The organism is Alkalibacillus silvisoli, from assembly GCF_039521975.1.
GTDB lineage: Bacteria > Bacillota > Bacilli > Bacillales > Alkalibacillaceae > Alkalibacillus > Alkalibacillus silvisoli.
On sequence record NZ_BAAACZ010000029.1, the window covers coordinates 112,899 to 136,292 of the forward strand.

Here is a 23,394-nt window from a genome sequence, read left to right on the forward strand (position 1 = left end):
TCCTCATTAACCACTCTTCTTTTTGCCTGAGGCTGTGGTTGTCTTTTTCTTTTGTCCTCCTCCAGTAGACTTTTTCTTCTTCTGACCGCCTTTTTTCGTTTTGTTAAGCGACTTCTCTAATGCGTCCATTAAGTCGGTAACGTTGTCTGGTTTTTCTGGCTCTTTCGCTGTGGCAACTTCTTCGCCTTCTTTCTTCTTCTCTATTAGGTCCAACAAAGCTGTGCGGTATTCATCAGTATATTTCTCAGGGTCGAATTCAGTTGTCAGCTGGTCAATCAACATTTTCGCTGTTTCTAATTCTTTTTCCACAACGTTATCTTCCTCTGGGACATTCGGTACTTCACCAACGTCTCGGACTTCATCTGGATAGTGGATCGTCTCCATGACAATTGTATTATTATAAATTCGCACGACAGCTAAATGTTCTTTTGAGCGGATTGTAATTTTAGCGAGTCCAATTTTACCGCTATCTTCTAAAGCTTGGCGCAGTAAAGAATAAGCTTTACCACCACCTTCATTCGGTGATAAGTAATAGCTACGGTCAAAATATATAGGATCGATCTCGTCTAACTTTACAAAGTCCACGATTTCAACAGATTTATCGTCTTTAGCTTCTTTTAAATTTTCCAAGTCTTCAGCTTCTAAAATAACGAATTTATTCTTCGTATATTCAAACCCTTTGACAATATCATCGTTCGCCACTTCTGTCTCACAAACCGGGCACGTCTTTTCATACTTAACAGGGGATTGGCATTCCTTGTGTAAATTACGTAATTTAATATCCTTGCTTTCCGTTGCAGAATGTAGCTTGACTGGAATGTTGACTAGGCCAAAGCTTATCGTCCCTTTCCACATTGTATGCATCACGATCAACTCCTTTATTGGTTATCATTTCTCGTTTAGTGATAAAAATGCACCTTTACGTTAAAAATAACGATGTAAAATTGGAGGTGCGCGCTATGTGGAAGCCAATGTTGCTGACACTTGTTGATGAAATGCCGTTGGGTAACAATTGGGTGTATGAAGTGAAATATGATGGGTTTCGTTGTGGGCTTGAGTGGGCTGAAGAAGGGGTGAAATTGTGGAGTCGTAATGGTAATGACTTTACAGCACAGTTCCCTGAAATTACGGCTTGGTGTGAAGAACATGCTAAATCGATTAAATCTTACTTGCCATTATTTCTAGATGGTGAATTAGTCGTGTTGGATTCAGAACTAAAAGGGAACTTCTCACTTATTCAAACGCGTGGCCGCATGTCATCGAAAGACCGAATCAGAAGTGTCAGTCAAAAAAGACCCGCGACGTTTATGGCATTTGACCTCTTGCAATTTAAAGGAAAAAGTTTAGAAAATCAGCTTCTACATAAAAGGCGCAGTCAATTAGAGGAACTTTTTAACGAGCTTGATTTAGGTTCATTCAGTTATAACGAGAGATTAAACGTCGTAAAACAATACGGTTATCCGCAAAAAATATGGCAAGATGTGCAGTTGCATCAAGGTGAAGGTGTTGTGGCTAAAAACGAACGCTCTAAAGTGACAAGTGGGGAGCGCTCTGAGCAGTGGCAAAAGGTTAAAAATTGGCGGACGGTTACAGGCTTTTTGACTAAGTGGAATATGGAGAATGACTACTTTGATGTGTCGGTTTATAGAATTAGTGAGTTGATTCTACTAGGTAAGCTGAAACACGGCTTTTCCGATGAACAAAAAGAAACACTGAAGGCTTTTATTTATGAAAATGGAGAAAAAATAAACACAAAAACGTGGGAGATTCCGCCGAGTGTTTGCATAGAGCTTCACTGTTTAGAAGCAAAAGACCATGAGCTGCGCGAGCCCGTGTTTCATCAATTTCGATTTGACTTAGAGCCAGGTGATTGTACGTGGGAGCGTGTGCGAGAAGGGTTAGGGCAGTTGCCGGAGTCAGTTGAGATTTCTAAGCCAAATAAGTTGCTATTCAAACAGTTTAACAAACGCGATTTTGTCTTGTACTTACGCGAAGTCGCGCCACTTTTACTTCCGAGATTACAAAACAAACGACTGACGATGATTCGTTTTCCAGACGGTGTTGAGGATCATTCATTTTATCAAAAACATTTGCCAGATTATGCACCTGACTTTATCCAAACAGTGCCGGGTGATGAGGAAGATGAGGATATCATTTGTCAAGATTTGCAGACATTGCTTTGGTTCGGCAACCATGCGGCAATTGAGTATCATGTGCCTTTTAACACAATTGACTCCGAGTTACCCGATGAAATGGTGTTTGATTTAGACCCACCGACTTTAAAACAGTTTCCGTTAGCGGTTTTCGCAGCACAGTTGATCAAAGAAATGTGTGAGCATCAAGGGTATGACGTGTATGTGAAAACGTCTGGGAAAACGGGCTTGCAATTACACATTCCGTTAGATGAAGAGCTGACTTATGATGACACGCGCGAATTTATGGAAGCAGTGGCGAAAGTGCTCGTTGAAAAATACCCTGATCAATTTACAATCGAACGGTTGAAGAAAAATCGTGGCAACCGACTATACATCGATTATATTCAGCACGCACCTGGCAAAACGATTATCGCACCTTACTCTCCACGGGCGACAAAGGAAGGGACAGTGGCGACACCCCTTTTTTGGGATGAGGTTAACGATTCACTTGACCCACGTGATTATACGATGGATGTTATTTCGAAGCGGTTAAATGAGAGAGGGTGCCCGTTTTGGAGGTAGATTTTATTGAGATCGGCGCAAATGTCGATCTTTTTTGTTTTGAATTTATTTCAGAAAATTTCGTTTTAAACACTTCCTACTTGGAATATTATGTTATTCTTTTAAAGAAGGAAAAATGAGAAAATCATGCGGATATAAATAGGAAGTGATTTATGTCTAAAAGATACTTATCCTATTTATTAGATGGAGATGAGTCCATATAATACATAACGATGCTCATATTAAACGTCCTCAGCATAATAGCAGTTTTAGTGACACTCTTATTTGAGAGGAAAGTTAAACAGATTAAGTAGCAATATTGTGTTTTCGTGACAGCATAGATAAATAAATTCCATATTCCATTAACGGAGATAGTGTTAATGGAAGAAGAGAATGAAAGTTGGTGGTCATATGTTTAAGGAAAGTATTAGATTACCGTTAATATTTTTTGTAGTAGCAAATGTTTGGCAGCTAATTGTTAACAATGAGGTTCAGTGGGTTGATAATGCAGGAGTATCTTTTATAATGTTTTTGATTATTCTATTTATAAATTGGTCCAAAAAACCCTATATATGGAAGGAAGACAATAGTAAATAATAGGAGTTTATTACGACTAACGGAGCGGTAGTTTAATAAAGGCTTTGTTTGTATTGATCAACTAAAGAAGCAGAATCCTTGAAGAAGGAGTATTTATTTGTTCAAAGAGTTTATCTGCAGAAATTATTTGGGGGTGCTTTCTTGAAAAGGGTATTAATATTAATTTTACTTAATTGTGATTTTGGGAGCTTGTATTCAGCAAGAGAATGATTCCTCTGGAGAAAGACACGAAGGTATCATTGTTGACATTGAGAAGGATACTTTTGGTGAAATAAAGTATATCGTATTATCTTTGCCAAGTGTGGAAGACATTGATATTTCGGGTAAATCAAGAGAGGAACTAATTGGACTTGCACAAGAAAATGATGGTGTTTTCTATCACCTCAGCCAAGAAGCATACGAAGAATTGGATTTAGAAATAGGTAAACGAATAATTGGCTATTATAGTGCTGTCGGAGAATCAAACCCTCCCGTGCTTCTTACTGATAAAATAGAGGTAATTTCACAATGATTATTATGACTTTATTAAACAAACGGGGGCAAATAGTTAAATAAAAGTCTTACACAATCGATTTATAATTCCATTTTTTTAAAAATTTTGGTTCAGAAAATTATGATATTAAAGGTGGCGATTAATTTGCAAATTGAATTCAAAGAAGTCGATAAAAATAATTACCTAGAGTGCGTGAAATTGAACGTAAATGATGGGCAAAAGGACTTTGTTGCACCTAATTGGTTCTCTCTACTTGAAGCAAATTATGAAAATGGCGAAAGATTTCCTATGGCTATTTATCAAGGTGAAACTATAATTGGTTTTATGATGTATGTATTTTATCCGGCTGATGAGGATTACCCACTCGATTCATGGTGGGTTGAACGATTTATGATTGATCAAGGCTATCAGAATAAAGGTTATGGAAAAGGGGCTTTAAATAAGTTTATTAACTACTTCAGAAGTAAGTATGGAAACATTGAGCTTCGAATTGCAACAGAACCCAAAAATGAAGTGGCTATTAAATTATATGAAGAAATAGGGTTTGTAAAAACAGGAGAATTTGTAGAAGGAGAAGCTGTATTGTATATGAAGGTATAAGTTAAATTATTGTGTTGGAGAGTGAGAGTATGAGCCTAGTAGCAAATAAAGAATTGGCTTTTCGATTGGAAGATTCAGAAATTGAAACAGTGAGGTCACGACTAACAGAAGTTAAAAAAATAGAAGGAAATCCAATGGGAGTAGACATTCAGGAGTTTGGAAATGCAACAGCTTTTTCAGTCAAGAACATTCCAGGGCCATCTTTCAATACAGTGAAAGGATTGAAAGAAGGCGATGAAAACCAAATAGAGAGGATTATAGATTTTTACAAAGAAAAAGAGATTCCCGTTCGATTTGAATTAACTCCAGCTCATACTTCTTCAGAATTACTAACTTCTTTAAGTGAAGCGGGCTATTATCAACATGATTTTCATACAACCCTTTACGTATCAACCTCTAATGGTTTAGCAACAAGTTATGCCCCAAAGATTACAATCCGTGAGTTAAAAGGAAATGAATTTGACACTTTTGCGGAAATTTACACAAAAGGTTTTCAAATGCCAGCATTTTTAAAAAATGGAGTCGCACAAAATAATGAAATACTTTATGACATTGAAAATTGGACTTTTTATCTAGCTAGTTATGATAACGAACCTGCAGGGATAGGCGTTTTGTTCATGAAAGACGATATAGCTACTTTAGCTGCTTCAGCTACTTTACCAAACTTCAGAAATAAAGGGATCCATAGTGCATTAATAAAGCACCGTATTAACCAAGCTAAACGTGAAAAATGTGATGTCATTGTAGGGCAAGCCAAGTTTGGTGAAGTCAGTCAAAACAATATGGAAAGAGCAGGGATGAAAGTGGCTTATACAAAAGCAATATGGGTAAGGAAGTAAGTTCATGTGGATTTCGACCCTAATTCAAGAGGGATGTAGCTATCGACGAGAAAGCTTTCCTTCAAGAATAAGTGAATGCTACAAATATTAACATTTTAAATAAGGAGGGATTAGTTTGTACTTCGTTTATTTATTGTATTTTGTTGTGGTCATTTTGATTGGATTAGTTCTATACAATAGACTCCAGTTTAAGGAAGCGGAGAAACAGTATTTACCCAAAGGGGATTTTATATCGGTTGATGGAATTCGGCTTCATTATATTCAAGAGGGGGTCGGTCAACCTGTTGTCTTTCTCCATGGAGGGATTTTATCAAGTAGAGATTTTGAGGAAGTAGTAAGACTAACAGCGAGTAAAGGTTTTCAAGCTATAGTGTTTGATCGACCAGGTTATGGGTTTAGCGAAAGGCCCAAAAGTGAAGTGACACCTATAAAACAAGCACAAATCATTCATTCTGCAATAAAAGAGTTAGGTATAAGTGAGCCTGTGATTTTAGTTGCTCATTCTTGGAGTGGTAGTATGAGCCTTTCTTATGCGGCTCAATACCCTAATGATGTTGCTGGAATCATGACATTAGGGGCAGCTTTATACAAAGAAGGATATCCAGCAGAAGATGGGGATGTATTATCAAAACTAATAAAAGCTCCACTGATCGGTAAGTTAATGTTAAATACACTTTTAAAAACACCATTAGGTAAAAGGATGGCAACCGTAATGGTTAGAGAAACCTTTAAGCCTGAACTCCCACCCAAAGGGTATATAGAAGAATTATATGCCATAGCTTTCCGACCAAACCATTTCTATGCCAACCGCGAAGATGTGCTAACATTTCCTAAGGCAACCCTACAAATTTCAAAACAATATAGTGAAATCAAGCATCCTGTTTTAATAATTGTCGGGGAAGATGACCCGTTTGGAACCATTGAACACGCCAAACGATTAAATAAGGAACTTCCTCATTCAAATCTTAAAATACAACCTAAAGTAGCACATATGATTCCTGATCTACACCCTGAGTTAGTAGTCGATAATGTTGTAGAATTATATAATAATTATATTGAAAATAGTAATACCGTTTAAGTTTAATAGATGATCATTTTTCAACAAGAGTTTTACTCTTTTTTGTTATCAAATTGAGCTCACAGATTAGTTATGTGTATAGTAGGAGTTAAAGTTTGGGGAGTAGTAAGTATTAACGTTGTCCTGTGGTGTTTTTAGTAACTGCCTTTTAGTGAAGAAATGCCAGAAGAATTATTTTGTAAAGAGGTATTAAACGAATGTTTCTTGAGCAACTGCAGAAAGTGTAACAGGTGATTTAAAGGAAAGGGGGCGGATCAAATGAATAAAATTCTATTGCACATAGAAGGTCTTGCAGTCTTAGCATTAAGTATTTATTTTTACGGATATAATGAATTTAGTTGGGTATTATTTTTTGTCTTGCTGCTATTACCAGATATTTCAATGCTTGGCTATCTAGTTAACAATAAGGTTGGTGCAAGGCTTTATAATTTTTTCCATACTTATACCATAGCTATTATTGTTATTTTCTTGGGTCTATTATTATCCAGTCAAATGACATTAGCAGTTGGATTAATATGGTTAGCCCATATTGGAATGGACAGAATGGTTGGTTATGGATTAAAGTACCCAACAGAATTTAAAGATACGCATTTAAATCGTGTGTAGTTCTACATGTCTGATATTTATTCACTAACTGGGCGTTAACTCAAGAAATTTCCCATTTTTGTTTTATATAAGTTTAATAATTCTGTTATAAATTTGAAGAGTAGGTGGAATTAACATGAATAAAGTGTTTAAGCAATTTGAAGAAACAATGGATATCATACAGAAATTAAAAGAAGTACCAGAATCACAGCTAACTGAGGCAATCAGTGAAGGAAAATGGTCGATTAGAGAAATAGTAGGGCATTTATATTATTGGGATAAGTATAACCTTGAAGAAATGGTCCCATTAATGGCTAACGGAGCAAAGTTGCCACAGTTTCCTAACCATGATGAACACAATGAAGAAGCGGCATCGTATATAAAAGACCATTCAGTAGAATCTGTGATCAAAAATTTTATAGAAACGCGAAAGGAACTAATCGAAGCTATATCAAAGGTAGGAAAGGATACTAGATTTACAATAGGTCAAGGAAAGCGAAAATTCTCAGATGAAAGCTTCATTAAAATCTTTGTAAAACATGATATCCATCATTTGCAACAAATCAATAAGAAATTAAATGATTAGATTTCTTACTATAAATTTCTTTATTTATTGGAGCAATTTCCAATAAGGAATTTGCTCAATTTTATTTTCAAAATGAGCGCACAGATCAATAATGAAGGGTTTTTATAATTCATTATCGAAGTAATACTTGTAAAATATGTAACTTAAGAGGTGTGGTTATTGAAAAATTACTTGGAATTTGAAAAGCCAATATATGAATTAAAAGGCAAAATCGATGAACTCATCACCTACGCAGAGGAATCAGAAGTTGACCTTACTGAAGAGATTGCTAACTTGCAAGAACGTGTTTCAAGTTTACAAGATGAAATTTATAATAATTTAACACCATGGCAAAGAGTCCAAATAGCACGTCATCCGAACCGTCCCACGACTTTAGATTATATTGATCTATTATTTGATCAGTTTATCGAATTGCACGGTGATCGTTACTTTAGTGATGACCAAGCTATTGTTGGTGGAATAGCTAAGTTTAAAGATATGCCAGTTACAGTTATTGGTCAACAAAGAGGTCGAGATACGAAGGAAAATTTAGCACGAAACTTTGGCATGCCGAATCCAGAAGGGTATAGAAAAGCTTTAAGGCTGATGAAACAAGCAGAAAAATTCAATAGACCCGTTATTACATTAATCGATACAAAGGGAGCTTTCCCAGGAAAAGGTGCAGAAGAACGCGGGCAATCCAGGGCACTTGCACATAACCTTTTTGAGATGGCCGGGTTGAAAGTACCCATTATAAGTATTGTTATTGGTGAGGGCGCTAGTGGGGGAGCATTAGGAATTGGAGTAGGAAACCACATTCATATGTTAGAAAATACATGGTTCTCTGTCATTGCGCCAGAATCAGCAGCTGCTCTTCTTTGGAAAGATGCGACTCAAGGAGAGTATGCAGCTAATACGATGAAGATTACCGCACCAGATCTAAAAGAATTAAACATTATTGATGAAATTGTCCCTGAAATTAAAGGTGGAGCACACCATAACCCGAGTGAACAAGCTAATCGATTGAAGAAAATAATAGAAAGATCACTTAAGGAATTTTCGACTTACACCGAAGAAATGGTCGTTGAGCAAAGGTATGTAAAATATAAAGATATTGGAGTATTTAGTGAAGTAAATAAATAGATGTGCCCTTATAGAACATTCGAAGCAGAGTCGTTGTATTTAAACTGTTGTTTAAGAAAATAATTGACTAATAAATTCTAAGGAGGGACTAGACTTGAGAATTCTAATTCTAGGAGCGACAGGTTTTCTGGGTTCAACTCTATTAGGATATGCTGAGAGTTCAGGTTATACAGTATTGGGTACATCAAGGTATGCTCATAACCAATCAAATATCATTTCAATGGACGTAACTGATAAAAGTGTAGTAGAGCATATTATAAAAGAAAATCTTCCTGATGTAGTTATTTGGACATTGTTAAGCAGGGATAATGAGGATGTACTAATAAACACTGGTCTTACAAACCTTTTATCAGCTATAAGTGAAAGAACGAAACTTATTTTTATTTCTTCGGATGGTGTTTTCACAAAAGGAGAAGGTGATTATACAGAGTCTGATAATGCTTTACCAGTAACTGAAGGAACTTCTTTATCTACTTATGTCAATTCAAAAATATTAGGTGAAAAGAAAGCTCAGTATATGCATTCAAATCACATAATCATTCGTACTGGCCCTCTTTATGGCAAAGATTCAAACCAGAATATTGAACAACGAACTAAAAGAGTTTTAAGAAGAATCGATGGGAATAGTTATAGTGAAGCAGCAACAAATTTATATAAAACGTTTGTTCATGTTGACGATTTATCAAAAGCGATTATAGAGCTTTTGATAATGGATTTTAGAGGGATATTACACGTAGGACCTACACAAAAAGAAAGCTACTACACCTTTTACAAACAACGGATAAAAAGTTTTGGATATGATGAAAGTCTAATACAACTAAACGAAATAAGTCCTTCTGATCAACCATTTTTACCACTAGACACTTCTTTAAATACTCATAAAGCAAAGAAAATACTTAAGACAAAGTTTCGTAATGTTTAATGTTCTTGTTTCCGAGATTTTCACCTTTATGACTGGTAACCAATGAGGTCGTTCGTTGACACAAATTACATTTGAGTTGGGTTTTATGATATTCAATAAGGAGAGATGTAAATGGGGATTGAAAAAGAATATCTGAGAATTGTAATTGAAAGATTTAATAATGTAAAAAAACTTGGAGATCAGACAATCAGCCAATTATCGGAGGACGAAATACATTGGACTTATAATACTGAATCCAACAGTGTTGCAGTAATAGTAAAGCATTTAAGTGGGAATATGATTTCAAGATGGACTGACTTTTTAACTTCTGATGGTGAAAAGGAATATAGAAATCGTGATGAAGAATTTATAAATGACATATCCGCGAAGTCAGAGTTAATTACTGAATGGGAAAAGGGATGGAAAGTTTTAATCGATACACTAACTGATTTAAATGAACAAGATCTATTAAAAAGTATCTACATTCGTGGTGAAGATCATTTAGTGTTAGAGGCTATCGAAAGGCAAATGGCACATTACGCATATCATGTCGGACAAATTGTATATATTGGTAAACAATTAAAGGGGGATAACTGGAAGAGTCTTAGCATCCCGAAAGGCAAATCTGAGGAATATTTAAAGGAAATGCTTGATAAACATAAAGATAACTAGCTAATGGTTGTTGAGGAAAATATATTACATAATATTATTCTAATGAGGTGAATATGGTGGTGAACTCATTTTCACATAAACCTGATGGATATGAGTGTCCGTTTTGTCGGGTTGTTACAGGAGTTGAAAGGCCAAATAAAGGTACAAAACAAAGAGACATCGTTTATAAGAACAAAGACGTAACAGCATTTATTGCTAGCAAATGGTGGCCAAATAACAAAGGTCACGTTCTCGTAGTTCCAAATGACCATTTCGAGAACATTTATGAACTTCCAGCAGAAATGGCTGCTGAAATTCATCGTGCTGCACAGTTAATAGCTTTTGCCATAAAAAATACATATGAGTGCGATGGCATATCTACTAGACAACATAATGAGCCTGCTGGAAATCAAGACGTGTGGCATTATCATCTTCACGTGTATCCAAGGTATAAGAATGATACCCTTTATCTAACAAAAGGTACTTTTACTGACCCCGATGAACGTCCACTTTATGCAGAAAAGTTACGCTCGTGGATACGAGAAAACAAGGCGTTAGTTGAATAAGGGTGAGTTTGTTATCAAACTGATGCTATAAATGAGTATATATAAGTAGAGATGACACATGGGACTTCCACTCTAACCCATTTCCAACCGCGGAAGATATTACAGAACGCTTTAAATCTGGTTGGTTTTTTGATGACCGGGAAACATATTGGGTTGAGGATAATGGAGAGAAAGTAGAGGAGATATTTATGTGGACTAAAAGATTAATTGAAACGAACAGAGGCGTTTTTGAGATATTTGAAAAGGGAGAGGGAGAGCCGCTTGCTGTCACTCACCATTATAGTGCATTTAATGAAAAAGGTAATTCATTTGCCAATCCATTTACTGATTTTTACCGCGTATTCTTAATTAATTTAAGAGGTGCTGGTAACTCAGTAAAGGCTGAACATGATGATGAATATAGTATGGATGAATCGATTTATGATTTGGACGCTATTAGAGAAGCTCTTGGGTATGACAAGTGGGCTTTTGCAGGTCATTCAACAGGTGGGATGCTAGCTTTGAAGTATGCCATTCTAAGGTCACAGTCTTTAACTAAAATTGTCGCGGGTGGAGCAGCTGCAAGTTATGAATACGGATTGGATCCAAATAGTATTTATTGCAAGGAAAACCCGAACTTTACCCGGATCGTCGAAATTATGGATCGCTTAAATGATCCAACTACGCCTGTGGAAACTCGTAGGCAACTCGGGTATGAGTGGGCGTTAATGTCTTATTACTCAGAGGATAAGTTGAAAGAGTCGCTGAAAAAGCCTAATAGTGGTAAGGCTGTTGGAGAACGATTAGATTATTTCAGAAAGGTAGAATATCCTCATTTTGATATAAGAGAAGAGCTGAAAAGCATTACGACACCTAGTTTTATTTATACCGGAAAATACGATGCGCAATGTCCAATGAAATTTGGAGTTGAAATAGCAGAGTTAATCCCTAATGCTTCTTTAACCATTTTTGAGAAAAGCAATCATAATCCTTTTTCAGAAGAGGAAAATGAGTTTTTAGAATTTGTTAGGAGTACACTATAGCACAGAGGTCGAGAGAGTGATTGATCAATATGAAAAAGTGGGAAACCTTGAAATCAGAGTATGTGTACAAGACACCTTTTGGAAATTTAAGAAAAGATAAATGCCTTTTGCCGAATAACAATGTAATAGACAGCTATTATGTGAATGAATATTCAGATTGGGTCAATGCAGTTGTTTTAACTAAAGAGCGTAATATAGTACTTGTTGAACAGTATCGATATGCTGGTGAGGACTTTTTCTTAGAAATTCCTGCTGGGAAAAAGGAACAAGGGGAAACGAATGAACAAGGAATTTTAAGAGAGATAGAGGAGGAGACGGGTTTTACAACAGAAACACTTCCTATCAAATTAGGCGAGTTTATGGTTAACCCAGCAACTCAAACGAATAAAGTCATCACTTATCTTATAACTGATGCTGTTAAAACATTTGATCAGAACTTAGATGAAAATGAAGATATAACCGTGCACGTATTTGATTTTGATGAAATGGAAGATTTAATTAGAAGTCAGCGTATTAAAACACAACTTTTTACTGCTAACGCTTATTTTATGGCAAAGAATTATTTGGATAACAATGAATTTAAGTAAACCATTAGCAAGCGGTAATACAGCTAATATATATTTATCAGAAGGTAATATTGTGAAGGTTTTTCATGAGCATTTAGCAGACGTTGACCCATACTAAGAAGTGAATAAGCAAAAGTTCGCCTATTCATGTGGGCTTCCTGTACCTAAAGTGTTAGATGTAACAAAGGTTGATGGAAAACAGACTATTATTATGGAGTATGTGAAAGGAAAAACGTTAGGTGACCTTCTCCATGATAATGAAAAAGATGCAGCATACTATATGGGTATTTCTATTAAAGTGCAGCAAGCCGTTCATCAGATTGAAGCTACTGAAATCGAGACAATGACGGAAAAATTAACGCGTCAAATTAAGTCTGCCCATCAGTTAACGGATCAACAAAATGAGAGACTACTAGAGCAATTACAATCAATGCCGTCTGACAACAAGCTTTGTCACGGAGATTTTCACTTATTTAATTTAATTAATAGTAATGATGAAATAACGATCATTGACTGGGTTGATGCAAGTTCAGGAAACCCTCTTGCAGATGCTTGTCGGACTTATTTATTGTATTCACAAGCTTCAATGGACTTGGCGGAAATGTATTTACATATGTATTGTGAAAAAAGTGGGCTAAATAATGAAGAAGTTTTGGATTGGCTCCTGATTATTGCTGGTGCACGGTTAGAAGAGAAACTTCCAAAAAGTGAAGAAGAAAGACTTTTGAAAATGGTCAATTCCTTTTAAAAACTACTTAAGTTCAAAGCTGTTTTCAATTAACAATTCATCATTTTCGTTTGTAAGATTAATAGCAAATTCTTCATTTTTGATTCTAGGAAGGTCATGTCCTGCCGAATCACTAGGGATTAATTCCAGCTGAAACTCTTGGGCTTTTAATTCAACACCGATCGTCCCTCCATGTCCTTTTGGAGGTTTTAAACGGTCTGTCGTGTTGATTAGAACATACTGGTCGTCAACATAGTCAATATGGTTAATTTGATACTGGTGTTGAGGGTGTTCTATTAGTATTAGTTCGTGTCCTTCGTTAGTGGTGATGATTGTAGCATGATGGAAGTCTTCAGATGCTTTGTTTAGTAGATCAATGATACTTGGTTCTGAATAGACAACTCGTTTTTCGCTCGAAGCATCTGCGCTAATTGAACAGCCTGTTATGGCCAATGAAATTAACAAAATGATCGACAACAAGATTTTATTCGTATTCACAAACGCAAGACTCCTTTTCAAAAAGTGTTAGTTATATTTTATTACCCTAATTTTTCCATTGCAATGTGTGGAGTGTGACTTGCATGGCGATTAGTAATGACCAAATCGGAGTGAAACTAAGGGGGAGGCAAAAATGGATGTTTATAAGAAAAAAACGTTGAGAAAATCTCTAACTTTCTTTATTCCAGCGGTAATTGTAGCTGGTGCGTTGTTATATTATGTTTATTTATTTACACCTAAAAACTCGGTTGAAATGTATCAAGAGTTACGTTTTGCAGACAGTTTTGAGGAAGTGCAATCCTTAAGTGTAGAAGGGTATGAAGATTATTTTTCCGAAGAAGAGTTTAACTACATTCAAGACAATAAGGTCAATAGAGTTGGACAGTTCACGTTGTTTGAGTATAACTCAAAGTCATATTTGATCATGACCTCTCCTGGAACTGAAAGATTAGAGGTGCTTTCTGTAAATGAATTGCCAGAGGAAATTAGAGAATTCTTTTTGGAATTACCGAAATAAAAAAGCATCGAATTGCCATACAATTCGATGCTTTTTTCCTAATGATGTTTATGTCCCATAGCTTCTTCTTTAGTTCTATGCACAGTACCGTGTGGGTGTTCTGGTGGTGCGTAAAGAGAGTAAAGTTTAAGAGATCTACGCCCAGTGTTAATTAAGTTATGCCATTTTCCAGCAGGTATAAAGATCGCATCATTGTCTGATACTTGACGTTGGAAGTCTAAACGGTCGCGACGGTCTCCCATCTGCACTAAGCCTAGGCCATCTTCAACGCGGAGGAATTGGTCGTGATCGCGGTGGATTTCTAGGCCAATATCATCACCAGGTTCAATATTCATAAGTGTTAATTGTAAATACTCTCCTGTCCATAGAGCGGTACGAAAATTATCGTTTAATAGCGTAGCTTCTTCAATATTTACGGTGTATGGGTTAGGGCCGTGGTCTGTTAAATGATGGTTATTATGATGGAACCAGCTTGGATGATCAGTGTACCAATTGTTATGTCCCCAGTTATTGTTGTTCCAATTATTCCAGTCATCGTTCCAGTTATTGTCCCAGTCATTATTCCAGCTGTTGTTCCAATGACCCCTCGACTGATTCATGTAGTGTGGGTTGTAATACATTAGTCAATCCCCTTTCGAATTTTTCACTTCTGTATAATGTATGCAAGTGTCTAGGATAAAGGGATGGAGGGTGATTGGAGTGGGGCGTTGCCTTTTGGTGGGAAGTCATGTAAAGTTTCTATATAACAAATGGTTAATGTATGGTGCGTTCGCTCAAAAAATTAAGGGTTTCGCTCAATTATTTTAGTTTTCGCTCAAAAATCAGGAAAATCGCTCAATTATTTCAAATTCCGCTCAAATATTAGGGAAATCGCTCAATAAAGAAGGTTTTCTTGGTCAGCTAGCTGATCATGGTCGCATCAGATCATCATCATGATTCGTGTTAATAACATTGAATTCAAATAAAAAGAAAAGGAAGTGCATTATGTCAGGACAACAAAGAAGTAACATTGAAATCGGTATGGAAGTCGAGATTGTCTTAAAGAAAAACCAGCGTTCAGGTGAACTAACACGCGGGGTGGTTAAGGATATTTTGACTAAATCTGTGACGCATCCTCATGGGATCAAGGTCCGTTTAGAAGATGGTCAAGTTGGTCGTGTGAAAAATATTATTTAGTTAATCCAATTCAGACATTATGATTTGCTATTAGAGGACACTGTTTAATTTAACTGAATGCTTTTCTCATGACTTGCCCAATTTAATCAAGTAATTTATAATAAATTCAGACAATTAAATGAATGATTATTCATTCAATTGTTACTTGTAAGGGCTTACATACAAAGAGGAGGTTGATTGATGAATTTAAGTGATCAGTTGTCTTTAACGGCGAAGAATCATTTGTCGAAGCCGGCTTATGTGTTTAATGGAGAAGAGACGGATTATATGACGTTAGAAGGGTCTGTTACGAAATTTGCATCGAGTCTTGAGTCATTAGGTTATAGGAAAGGTGACCATATTGCGCTTGTGGTTGGGAATACGCCACACTTTGTAATTGGTTTATATGGTGCGATGCGTTTAGGTTTGACAGTCATACCTGTTAATCCGATTTACACGGCTGATGAGATTTCATATATCATTAATAATGGTGATGTTAAAGGTGTTATAACATTAGATGTGTTAATGGAGAAGTTTGAACAGATGACGTCATTAATTCCGAATGTTGAACATTATATTGTTGGGGAGACAGACCCACAATTACAAGGACTAAAAACATCATTAAAAGAACAGACGTATTCCTTTACAAAGCTTGTTCAAACAGGCAGTTTAGAATTTGATCGTCCGACTTTACATGATGATGATACCGCTGTCATTTTGTACACATCAGGTACGACAGGCAAGCCTAAAGGTGCGATGTTAACGCATCAGAATTTATTCTCTAATGCGAAAGATACGGCTGAATATTTACAGATTGGTGAGAATGATCGTGTGATTGCAGCACTACCTATGTTCCATGTCTTCTGTTTAACAGTTGCGTTAAATGCACCATTAGTCAATGGCTCAACGATTTTAATCGTGCCGAAATTTTCACCTGATGCTGTATTTAATATTGCACGTGAGCATCAAGCGACTGTATTCGCTGGTGTGCCAACGATGTACAATTACTTACTTCAGTATCCAAATGAAGAGGAGAAGGACTTCTCTAACATTCGCCTCTGTATTTCAGGTGGGGCATCTATGCCTGTTGCGTTATTAGAAAAGTTCGAGCAGCACTTTGACGTTCAAATTTCTGAAGGGTATGGCCTATCAGAAGCATCACCTGTGACGTGCTTTAATCCTCTTGATCGTCCGCGTAAAGCGGGTTCAATTGGTACAAGCATCGTTAACGTTGAGAATAAAGTTGTTAACGAGCTTGGTGAAGAAGTCCCAACAGGTGAAGTGGGTGAGTTAGCTGTACGTGGTCCGAATGTGATGAAAGGGTATTACAAAATGCCTGAAGAAACCCAAGCATCAATTAAAGATGATTGGTTATATACAGGTGATATGGCGAAACAAGATGAAGAAGGTTATTTTTATATCGTTGATCGTAAGAAAGATTTAATTTTAGTCGGGGGCTATAATGTTTATCCACGTGAAGTGGAGGAGACTTTATATAGTCATGAGAACATTACAGAAGTTGCCGTCATTGGAGTTCCTGACGAAAACTTAGGTGAAGCGGTCGTGGCTTTTGTAGTGTCGAATGAGGAAGATTTAACAGAAGAAGACCTTCACAAGTTGTGCCAAGAGAAAATGGCCAAATATAAACAACCGAAAGAAATCAACTTCCTAGACGAATTACCGAAAAATACAACCGGAAAAATTTTAAGAAGAAGCTTAAAAGAACAAGTCGCAACACAGTAGTATAGTAAGCGTTTACAAAGATTCTTTAGTCATATGGCTAGGGAATCTTTTATTTTAGTTAATTAATTAAAATATATTCCAATTATGTAAGAAAATGAAGTGTCGTGTTTTCAGCTCCTTTATATAGATCATAAAAAGATTGCTCAGCATTGGTTACACTAATCATGAAAGAATAAGGACTTGTTTCCAAGTATACCGTCGCTCAGTGGCTTATCTCATGCTCTTAGAATATGATCAGATTTCTTATGAAGAAAAACTTGATGTAGTTGACCTTCATGATATACCTCCCGAATAAGTTTTATGCTCTTTTTGGCTATATGTTAGCTGCTGTATGGTTATGTTACGTCATGTGTGTTTTTCAAAATTCAAACAAAATCGCCATTTAGACGTATTAAACAGAAATATTTATGGCGTAACTAAATTTGCCCGTGCATAATTAGATTAAAATAATCTCTCTAGTCCTTGTGTTACTACCTCATATATAAATATGGTTACAGCAATGATAGATCCTAATAAGAAATAGAACTTTTTTTGCTCATTGTAATTTTACTGTCATTGCTTGATTCTTTGATTTGTGACATTACTTAACCACCCTTCAAATTAAATTACCACCAACAAGTAGCGAAATATCCAGCATATCACAGGATCCAATTCTAAAAAGCCTCCTTCATTTACACTAACATATTGGTCAATTTCATCTTCAATTGCAGCTGCTTCATCAATTAAATTTTGATCAATCGTTATGTACTCAACATCATCTGATTCACTTGCCTCTTTTGCTTAGGTTGAAGAAAAACCTGTTCGTTAGATATAAATAAGACCTATTAAGGGCTAACTGATTGACAGGCTTATCACCTTATGACTATAATATAGACAAATATAGATGTTACATGGAACGTACATGTTACACGTATAAAATGAATATTATTTAGTAAAACTAAAAAAGATGGAATGCGGTCACATTCCATCTTAGTAGCAGCTCTCCGCTTCACAAGGTAAGGGTTGTTACCGTCTTAGATAGTTAATATTTTTTCTTACTACCTTGCTCCCAACAAGGTAGTTTATTTTTGCCTGTGTTTATCATGAAGATAAACGGCAAGACAAAAATATGAGCGTCTAATAACGTCATGGCACCTATAACTGCTAGGAACACCCATAACATATTATATCTCATAAGGCTCACCCCCTTTCTCACCTATAGATAGACGAGATAAAAGAGGTAAATCCCCTACCTTGTTTACGAATTACTGCTTGTCCTAATTATACTTGACTTTCCAATTTATATAAAGTGATATCGAACGTATATACGTGTTTGAATCCAAAGTGATTTATTTCTAAAATTTCTAAGAAGAAGCTTAAAAGAACAAGTCGCAACACAGTAGTATAGTAAGCGTTTACAAAGATTCTTTAGTCATATGGCTAGGGAATCTTTTTTTATTTTTAGGGTTGATTTTGAATAAGGCATTCACTATAATTGTAAACAATATTCAGAAATACTTTATTGCATAAAAGCACTTATGTGGAAAAGGGGCGAGTTTTGTTGAAGAAAATGGTGTTGATGATGTTAGTTGGTTTGTTGATGGTACTTGTTGCCTGTGGTGAAGATGGAGATGGTGTTGAGGCGGAAGTTGAGGAAAATCAAGCAGACAATGAAGTAACGCGTGATGGGGCAGACTTTGTTGTCGGTGTTTCACAAATTGTTGAGCACCCGTCGTTAGACCGTGCAACAGAAGGATTCCAAGAGGCATTAAAAGATGCTGGTTTAGAAGTGTTTTATGATATTTCCTTAGCGCAAGGGGATAACCAAAATGCTCAATTGATTGCTGAGAAATTCGTCAGTGATGATGTTGATTTAATTTTCGGTAATTCAACGCCGAGTACACAATCGGCTTTAAATGAAACGAGGGATATTCCGATTGTCTTTACGTCTGTAACAGATCCTATTGGGGCGGGGCTAGTCGAATCGATGGAAGCTCCTGGTGGCAATGTAACAGGTACAGCTGATATGCATCCAGATGCTGTCTTTCAAGCAGTGGAATTAGTTGAACACTTAGGCTATGAATCAATCGGGTTAATCTATAATTCTGGTGAACAAAATTCAGTGAGACAAATCGAGTTAGTCAATGAAGTGGCAGATGAAAATGGTCTAGAAACTCATGAATCCACTGTTTCAGCTTCATCAGAAGTCATGCAAGCAGCAGAGTCATTAGTCGGGCAAACAGACGTATTCTTAATTATTACCGATAATACAGTCGTTAGTGCTTTAGAGTCCGTTCTGTCTGTAGGTCAAGATGAAAGCATGCCAGTGTTTGTTAGTGAGCTTGATTCAGTCGAGCGTGGTGGTTTTGCGGGTTACGGGTTTGATTACTTTGATATTGGCTATGAAGCGGGTGAGAAGGCGGTTCAAATCTTACAAGATGGCGAAAACCCTAAAGATATCCCAGCGTCATATCCGCAAAATCTATTTTTACAAGTGAATGAAGATGCTGCTGAAAAGATGGGCGTTGAATTAACAGATGAGTTAAGAGAAAGAGCGGAGATTGTCACGACAGAAGAAGAAGGTGAGTAAGGCATGATGACTTCATTATATGGCGCAATTGAATCAGGCTTAATCTACGCGATTATGGCACTAGGGGTGTATATTTCTTTTAGACTGCTAGATTTCCCAGACTTAACGGTTGATGGTAGTTTTGTAACGGGTGGTGCGGTAACGTCTGTCATGATTGTTGGCGGCACGGACCCGTTTACGGCAACGATCGCTGGAGCTATTGCGGGGTTCTTTGCTGGGTGTATTACGGGTTTACTGCATACGAAAGGCAATATTAATCCACTTCTAGCAGGGATTCTCATGATGATTGCTTTATATTCTATTAATCTTAGAATTATGGGGCAGCCGAACATTCCGCTATTAAATGAACATACGCTGTTTACGACGTTAAGTGGCTGGTGGGAAGCGTGGAATTTAGAGACGATCTTCATGGCTCCGTTTCATTGGTTAGGAATTGCCGATTTTGCACCAAGGTCATTATACGCACTAATGTCACTTTTAGTACTGATTATCATCGTGAAAAAGTTAATGGACTTCTTCTTACGGACTGAAGCGGGGACGACTTTACGCGCAACAGGTGACAATCAGAAGATGGTTCGTAGCTTCTCAGCGAATACGAATCTTTACATTATCGTTGGTATGGGTGTTTCGAACATGTTAGTCGCTTTTAGTGGTGCAATGGTCGTTCAACATAGTGGCTTTGCGGATATTAACTTAGGTGTTGGCATGATCATTATCGGCTTAGCATCAGTTATTATCGGTGAAGTGCTATTTGGTAAAGACAAAATTGTACGCATGACGTTGGCTGTGATTTTAGGTGCGGTCGTTTACCGGATTATTTATTCAATGGCGCTTCGAATCGATTTCTTAGAAGCAAGTGATATGAAACTCATTACAGCACTGATCGTCGTTGTTGCATTAGTATTCCCACACTGGCTAGGCCAGACTAATGCCAAAAGTCAATATAAAAAATCGAAAGCCAAAGCAGCAAGTGGATAGGAGGAGAGACGATGCTTAGCTTAAGTCAAATTCATAAGACCTTTTACCCGAATACCCCAGATGAGCGGTTGGCGTTAGTTGGTGTGAATCAAGAGCTTGAAGCGGGCGATTTCGTCACGATTATTGGAAGTAATGGTGCTGGAAAGTCGACCCTCCTGAATACCTTAGCAGGCTCAATCATTCCTGATGAAGGTGAAGTCAAGGTGGATGGCCGAGATGTCACGCGCCTTCCTGAACAAAAGCGCGCTGCTTATATCGGGCGAGTTTTCCAAGATCCTATGGCAGGAACCGCACCAGGCATGACAATTGAAGAGAATATGGTCATCTCACTCGGACGGACGAAAAGACGCAGCTTATTCCGTGGCGTGTCAAAACAACTTCGCGAGCGCTTCCGCGAACATCTAGCCACATTAGAAATCGACTTAGAAGACCGCTTGAATACGAAAGTCGGCTTACTATCAGGTGGTGAGCGCCAAGCGTTATCACTTTTAATGGCAACTTTCACCGAGCCGAAAATACTACTGTTAGATGAACATACAGCCGCACTCGACCCATCGAAACAAGAGCTGGTCTTACGCTTAACTCGTGAGCTAGTCGAAAAGCACAGCTTAACGACCGTCATGGTCACACATCAAATGGAACAAGCGATCGAATTCGGCAACCGCCTCTGGATGATGGACGAAGGCAAAATTATTTTCGAAGCCAATGATGATGAGAAAGACGAACTCACTGTTCCAGATCTCCTTCAGAACTTCGAAGACATTCGTGGGAAGAGAATGGCTAGTGATCGTGCGTTGTTATCGAAATAACCGCTAGAACCCTCCTTAATTTGGAGGGTTCTTTTGAATTGTCGGACACTGTACGTTATGAGTTACTCTTTCGATTCTATGGGCTATTTAAAACCTGATAAAGGTTTTAAAGCAATTTTTCTTGAAAAATATTAAATTTACTGTTTTTTGAATTTTTCCTATGAATATTGTTGTTTCTCATCGATTTTTGACTCATTTTTACAGTTTAAGTAGTCAGTTTGAACAAAAAGCTTATTTTACTTTTTTGAAAATTTTAATTATGATATAAATAAATTTTCACAAAAAGGAGAGAATTAAATGGAAATTAATGAAAACCCTCGTATATCTTCAAAAACAATGGCTGTCTTGCCACATGAATTATCTGATGGTGTTTATGGTTCTTATGTCGTCAATACTGATGATGAGTATTATAGCTACTTAACACCTAAACAGTTAATGGATGATATTTGTAATTACTTTTCCTGTAGCTTAAAAGGTCGTCTCGATGGAACACGTAAAGTTTTTGGTGTAACACGTAAAGCACCTATTGTAGTTGAACCTTCTTCTGGTATGTTCTTTATGCCAACAACTTCCCCACACTCTAATGAATGTGCATGGATCGCACATAGCTACGTATTAAGGCTGGAGCGCCTTGCTCCGAAGATGACACGTGTTGACTTTTATGGTGGTAAAACATTAACGGTGAATTATTCCCACACTTCTTTAACCAACCAATTAAATCGCACAGCACAATATCGTCATTTAGTCATGGAGCGCATCACCAATTACCAACCTTAAAATAACTTTGACACACCTCAACCTAATTGCTAAAATACATCTAATTATCTGAAAAATGTTATAAAGCAGGTGTATATAGATGTATGATGTTGCGATTATTGGCGCAGGATCGATGGGGATGGCTGCAGGTTATTATTTAGCAAAGGAAAATCAGCGGGTCGTGTTAATTGATGCGTTTGACCCGCCTCATAGTGAAGGTTCTCATCATGGGGAGACTCGGTTAATTCGCCATGCTTATGGTGAAGGGGAGAGTTATGTTCCTATGGCGGTTCGGGCACAGGAATTGTGGGATGAGCTTGACCGACAAGTTGATGAGCAATTGTTCTATTCAACTGGTGTGTTAAATATTGGGAACAAGCAGTCTGATTTCGTTAAAAATGTGATTGAAAGTGCTAAGACATATGAGTTGAATTTAGAGGTGTTAACGGCTGATGAAGTGAATCAGCGTTGGGAAGGTTTTCAGCTTGATGATCACTTAATGGGCTGTTTTGAACCTGATTCTGGTGTTTTAATGAGTGAGCGTTGTATTAGGGCGTATCGTGATTTAGCTTTTGATGCTGGTGCTGAGTTTAAATTTAGTGAACACGTTCAAAAGCTCGAGGCCCGAGACGATGAGGTGACGATTACGTTATCAAATGAAACGATCCAAGCTAAAAAGCTCATCATTACAGCGGGTAAAGGGACGAATCAAGTGTTACAGCACTTAAATGAACAATTGCCTTTAAATCCTACGCGTAAAACATTTTCGTGGTTTCAAGCTGATGAGGAACTTTATCATCGTGATTATTTTCCTGGGTGGGCTTATGATGTTGATGGGAAGACGTTTTACGGTTTTCCGAGTGTTGAAAATCAAGGTGTGAAACTTGGGCGGCATGATGGTGGACATGCATTAGAAGACGTGATGAATTTAGCGTCGTTTGGTCATTACGATGATGATCTAGTTGATGTCACAAGCCAAGTTGAGCGGATTTTTAAAGAACGAATGTCTCATGATGAAGGTAAAGTATGTACTTATACGAACACGCCTGATGGGCATTTTATTATTGATGAACTTCCTGATTATATGAACATCTATGTCGCGTGCGGTTTTTCAGGGCATGGGTTTAAGTTTAGTAGTGTTGTTGGTGAGATTTTAATGCAATTAACACTGTACGGTGATACGGAATTTAATATTAAACCATTTCGTTTGGGTCGGTTTAATGATGGAAGAGGTTTGAAACAAAGGGAATAAGAGTTCTTAAATCACGAAAATTTAACGTATTTCCGAAAGAAGTCTCCCTCTTCAAGCGCGTGAAGGGCGTAGCTTAGGCGGTAAGGGG

The 23,394-nt window shown here is 37.1% G+C and carries 26 protein-coding genes; 22 read left to right on the top strand and 4 right to left on the bottom strand.

Translation table 11 applies throughout. The features are described from left to right. Nucleotides 1-6: 6 nt before the first annotated feature. A complete protein-coding gene (ku, locus tag ABDZ63_RS14850; protein ID WP_343784853.1) occupies nucleotides 7-864 on the bottom strand; it encodes a non-homologous end joining protein Ku in 858 nt (285 codons plus the stop codon). A 95-nt stretch (nucleotides 865-959) separates the two neighbouring features. On the opposite strand from ku, the gene ligD reads away from it, so the two are divergent. The 14 genes from ligD (at nucleotide 960) to ABDZ63_RS14920 (ending at nucleotide 13,050) form a co-directional block, all read left to right on the top strand. After that, the gene (gene ligD, locus ABDZ63_RS14855; protein ID WP_343784855.1) at nucleotides 960-2,717 is read left to right on the top strand and encodes a DNA ligase D; all 1,758 of its coding nucleotides are present in this window, start codon (nucleotides 960-962) and stop codon (nucleotides 2,715-2,717) included. Nucleotides 2,718-3,474: 757 nt separating this feature from the next. Continuing rightward, a complete protein-coding gene (locus ABDZ63_RS14860; protein WP_343784857.1) occupies nucleotides 3,475-3,804 on the top strand; it encodes a hypothetical protein in 330 nt (109 codons plus the stop codon). A 126-nt stretch (nucleotides 3,805-3,930) separates the two neighbouring features. Further along, complete coding sequence (locus ABDZ63_RS14865; RefSeq protein WP_343784859.1) at nucleotides 3,931-4,386, top strand: GNAT family N-acetyltransferase; 456 nt, start codon at nucleotides 3,931-3,933, stop codon at nucleotides 4,384-4,386. A gap of 29 nt (nucleotides 4,387-4,415) precedes the next feature. Beyond that, a complete protein-coding gene (locus ABDZ63_RS14870; RefSeq protein ID WP_343784861.1) occupies nucleotides 4,416-5,225 on the top strand; it encodes a GNAT family N-acetyltransferase in 810 nt (269 codons plus the stop codon). Nucleotides 5,226-5,340: 115 nt separating this feature from the next. Next, nucleotides 5,341-6,303 (top strand): alpha/beta fold hydrolase, encoded by a 963-nt coding sequence (locus ABDZ63_RS14875; RefSeq protein ID WP_343784863.1) that lies wholly within the window; start codon nucleotides 5,341-5,343, stop codon nucleotides 6,301-6,303. Nucleotides 6,304-6,561: 258 nt separating this feature from the next. Then, a complete protein-coding gene (locus ABDZ63_RS14880) occupies nucleotides 6,562-6,909 on the top strand; it encodes a DUF4260 domain-containing protein (protein WP_343784865.1) in 348 nt (115 codons plus the stop codon). Nucleotides 6,910-7,024: 115 nt separating this feature from the next. Further along, the gene (locus ABDZ63_RS14885; RefSeq protein WP_343784867.1) at nucleotides 7,025-7,474 is read left to right on the top strand and encodes a DinB family protein; all 450 of its coding nucleotides are present in this window, start codon (nucleotides 7,025-7,027) and stop codon (nucleotides 7,472-7,474) included. Between the two features lie 159 nt (nucleotides 7,475-7,633). After that, nucleotides 7,634-8,596: an acetyl-CoA carboxylase carboxyl transferase subunit alpha gene (gene accA, locus ABDZ63_RS14890; protein ID WP_343784869.1), complete on the top strand. Its 963-nt coding sequence runs from the start codon at nucleotides 7,634-7,636 to the stop codon at nucleotides 8,594-8,596. A 94-nt stretch (nucleotides 8,597-8,690) separates the two neighbouring features. Then, nucleotides 8,691-9,518, top strand: a complete 828-nt coding sequence (locus tag ABDZ63_RS14895; protein WP_343784871.1) for a sugar nucleotide-binding protein — start codon at nucleotides 8,691-8,693, stop codon at nucleotides 9,516-9,518. 111 nt (nucleotides 9,519-9,629) lie between these two features. After that, nucleotides 9,630-10,169 (top strand): DUF1572 domain-containing protein, encoded by a 540-nt coding sequence (locus ABDZ63_RS14900; protein ID WP_343784873.1) that lies wholly within the window; start codon nucleotides 9,630-9,632, stop codon nucleotides 10,167-10,169. Nucleotides 10,170-10,228: 59 nt separating this feature from the next. Then, the gene (locus tag ABDZ63_RS14905; RefSeq protein ID WP_425541998.1) at nucleotides 10,229-10,714 is read left to right on the top strand and encodes an HIT family protein; all 486 of its coding nucleotides are present in this window, start codon (nucleotides 10,229-10,231) and stop codon (nucleotides 10,712-10,714) included. 188 nt (nucleotides 10,715-10,902) lie between these two features. Next, on the top strand, nucleotides 10,903-11,736 hold the full coding sequence (locus ABDZ63_RS14910) for an alpha/beta fold hydrolase (protein WP_343784877.1): 834 nt from the start codon (nucleotides 10,903-10,905) through the stop codon (nucleotides 11,734-11,736). Between the two features lie 29 nt (nucleotides 11,737-11,765). Beyond that, the gene (locus tag ABDZ63_RS14915) at nucleotides 11,766-12,323 is read left to right on the top strand and encodes an NUDIX hydrolase (protein ID WP_343784879.1); all 558 of its coding nucleotides are present in this window, start codon (nucleotides 11,766-11,768) and stop codon (nucleotides 12,321-12,323) included. Nucleotides 12,324-12,423: 100 nt separating this feature from the next. Continuing rightward, entirely contained in the window at nucleotides 12,424-13,050 is a 627-nt protein-coding gene (locus ABDZ63_RS14920; RefSeq protein WP_343784881.1) for a phosphotransferase family protein, read from the top strand. 3 nt (nucleotides 13,051-13,053) lie between these two features. Here ABDZ63_RS14920 and ABDZ63_RS14925 read toward each other — a convergent pair whose 3' ends face one another. Continuing rightward, on the bottom strand, nucleotides 13,054-13,527 hold the full coding sequence (locus ABDZ63_RS14925; protein WP_343784883.1) for a hypothetical protein: 474 nt from the start codon (nucleotides 13,525-13,527) through the stop codon (nucleotides 13,054-13,056). Between the two features lie 133 nt (nucleotides 13,528-13,660). Between ABDZ63_RS14925 and ABDZ63_RS14930 the strand changes: the two genes are divergently transcribed. Next, entirely contained in the window at nucleotides 13,661-14,044 is a 384-nt protein-coding gene (locus ABDZ63_RS14930) for a hypothetical protein (protein ID WP_343784885.1), read from the top strand. 38 nt (nucleotides 14,045-14,082) lie between these two features. Here the strand turns inward: ABDZ63_RS14930 and ABDZ63_RS14935 are convergent, their stop codons facing one another. Further along, nucleotides 14,083-14,664, bottom strand: a complete 582-nt coding sequence (locus ABDZ63_RS14935) for a cupin domain-containing protein (RefSeq protein WP_343784887.1) — start codon at nucleotides 14,662-14,664, stop codon at nucleotides 14,083-14,085. Between the two features lie 364 nt (nucleotides 14,665-15,028). Here ABDZ63_RS14935 and ABDZ63_RS14940 point away from each other — a divergent pair, with 364 nt between their 5' ends. Together ABDZ63_RS14940 and ABDZ63_RS14945 are read left to right on the top strand one after the other, a co-directional pair. Continuing rightward, entirely contained in the window at nucleotides 15,029-15,220 is a 192-nt protein-coding gene (locus tag ABDZ63_RS14940; RefSeq protein WP_343784889.1) for a YwbE family protein, read from the top strand. 180 nt (nucleotides 15,221-15,400) lie between these two features. Beyond that, nucleotides 15,401-16,942 (top strand): fatty acid--CoA ligase family protein, encoded by a 1,542-nt coding sequence (locus tag ABDZ63_RS14945; protein WP_343784891.1) that lies wholly within the window; start codon nucleotides 15,401-15,403, stop codon nucleotides 16,940-16,942. Between the two features lie 1,021 nt (nucleotides 16,943-17,963). On the opposite strand, the gene ABDZ63_RS14950 is transcribed toward ABDZ63_RS14945, so the two are convergent. Further along, nucleotides 17,964-18,116, bottom strand: a complete 153-nt coding sequence (locus tag ABDZ63_RS14950; protein ID WP_343784893.1) for a hypothetical protein — start codon at nucleotides 18,114-18,116, stop codon at nucleotides 17,964-17,966. Between the two features lie 375 nt (nucleotides 18,117-18,491). Here ABDZ63_RS14950 and ABDZ63_RS14955 point away from each other — a divergent pair, with 375 nt between their 5' ends. The 5 genes from ABDZ63_RS14955 (at nucleotide 18,492) to solA (ending at nucleotide 23,306) form a co-directional block, all read left to right on the top strand. Then, nucleotides 18,492-19,511, top strand: coding sequence for an ABC transporter substrate-binding protein (locus ABDZ63_RS14955; RefSeq protein ID WP_425541999.1), 1,020 nt, complete (start codon nucleotides 18,492-18,494; stop codon nucleotides 19,509-19,511). 3 nt (nucleotides 19,512-19,514) lie between these two features. Next, a complete protein-coding gene (locus ABDZ63_RS14960) occupies nucleotides 19,515-20,489 on the top strand; it encodes an ABC transporter permease (protein ID WP_343784897.1) in 975 nt (324 codons plus the stop codon). 11 nt (nucleotides 20,490-20,500) lie between these two features. Next, nucleotides 20,501-21,298: an ABC transporter ATP-binding protein gene (locus ABDZ63_RS14965; protein ID WP_343784899.1), complete on the top strand. Its 798-nt coding sequence runs from the start codon at nucleotides 20,501-20,503 to the stop codon at nucleotides 21,296-21,298. Nucleotides 21,299-21,595: 297 nt separating this feature from the next. Beyond that, complete coding sequence (locus tag ABDZ63_RS14970; RefSeq protein ID WP_343784901.1) at nucleotides 21,596-22,075, top strand: competence protein ComK; 480 nt, start codon at nucleotides 21,596-21,598, stop codon at nucleotides 22,073-22,075. 79 nt (nucleotides 22,076-22,154) lie between these two features. Beyond that, nucleotides 22,155-23,306 carry an N-methyl-L-tryptophan oxidase gene (gene solA, locus ABDZ63_RS14975; protein ID WP_343784903.1) on the top strand — a complete coding sequence of 384 codons (1,152 nt, stop codon included), beginning with the start codon at nucleotides 22,155-22,157 and terminating at the stop codon, nucleotides 23,304-23,306. The last annotated feature ends 88 nt before the right edge of the window (nucleotides 23,307-23,394 follow it).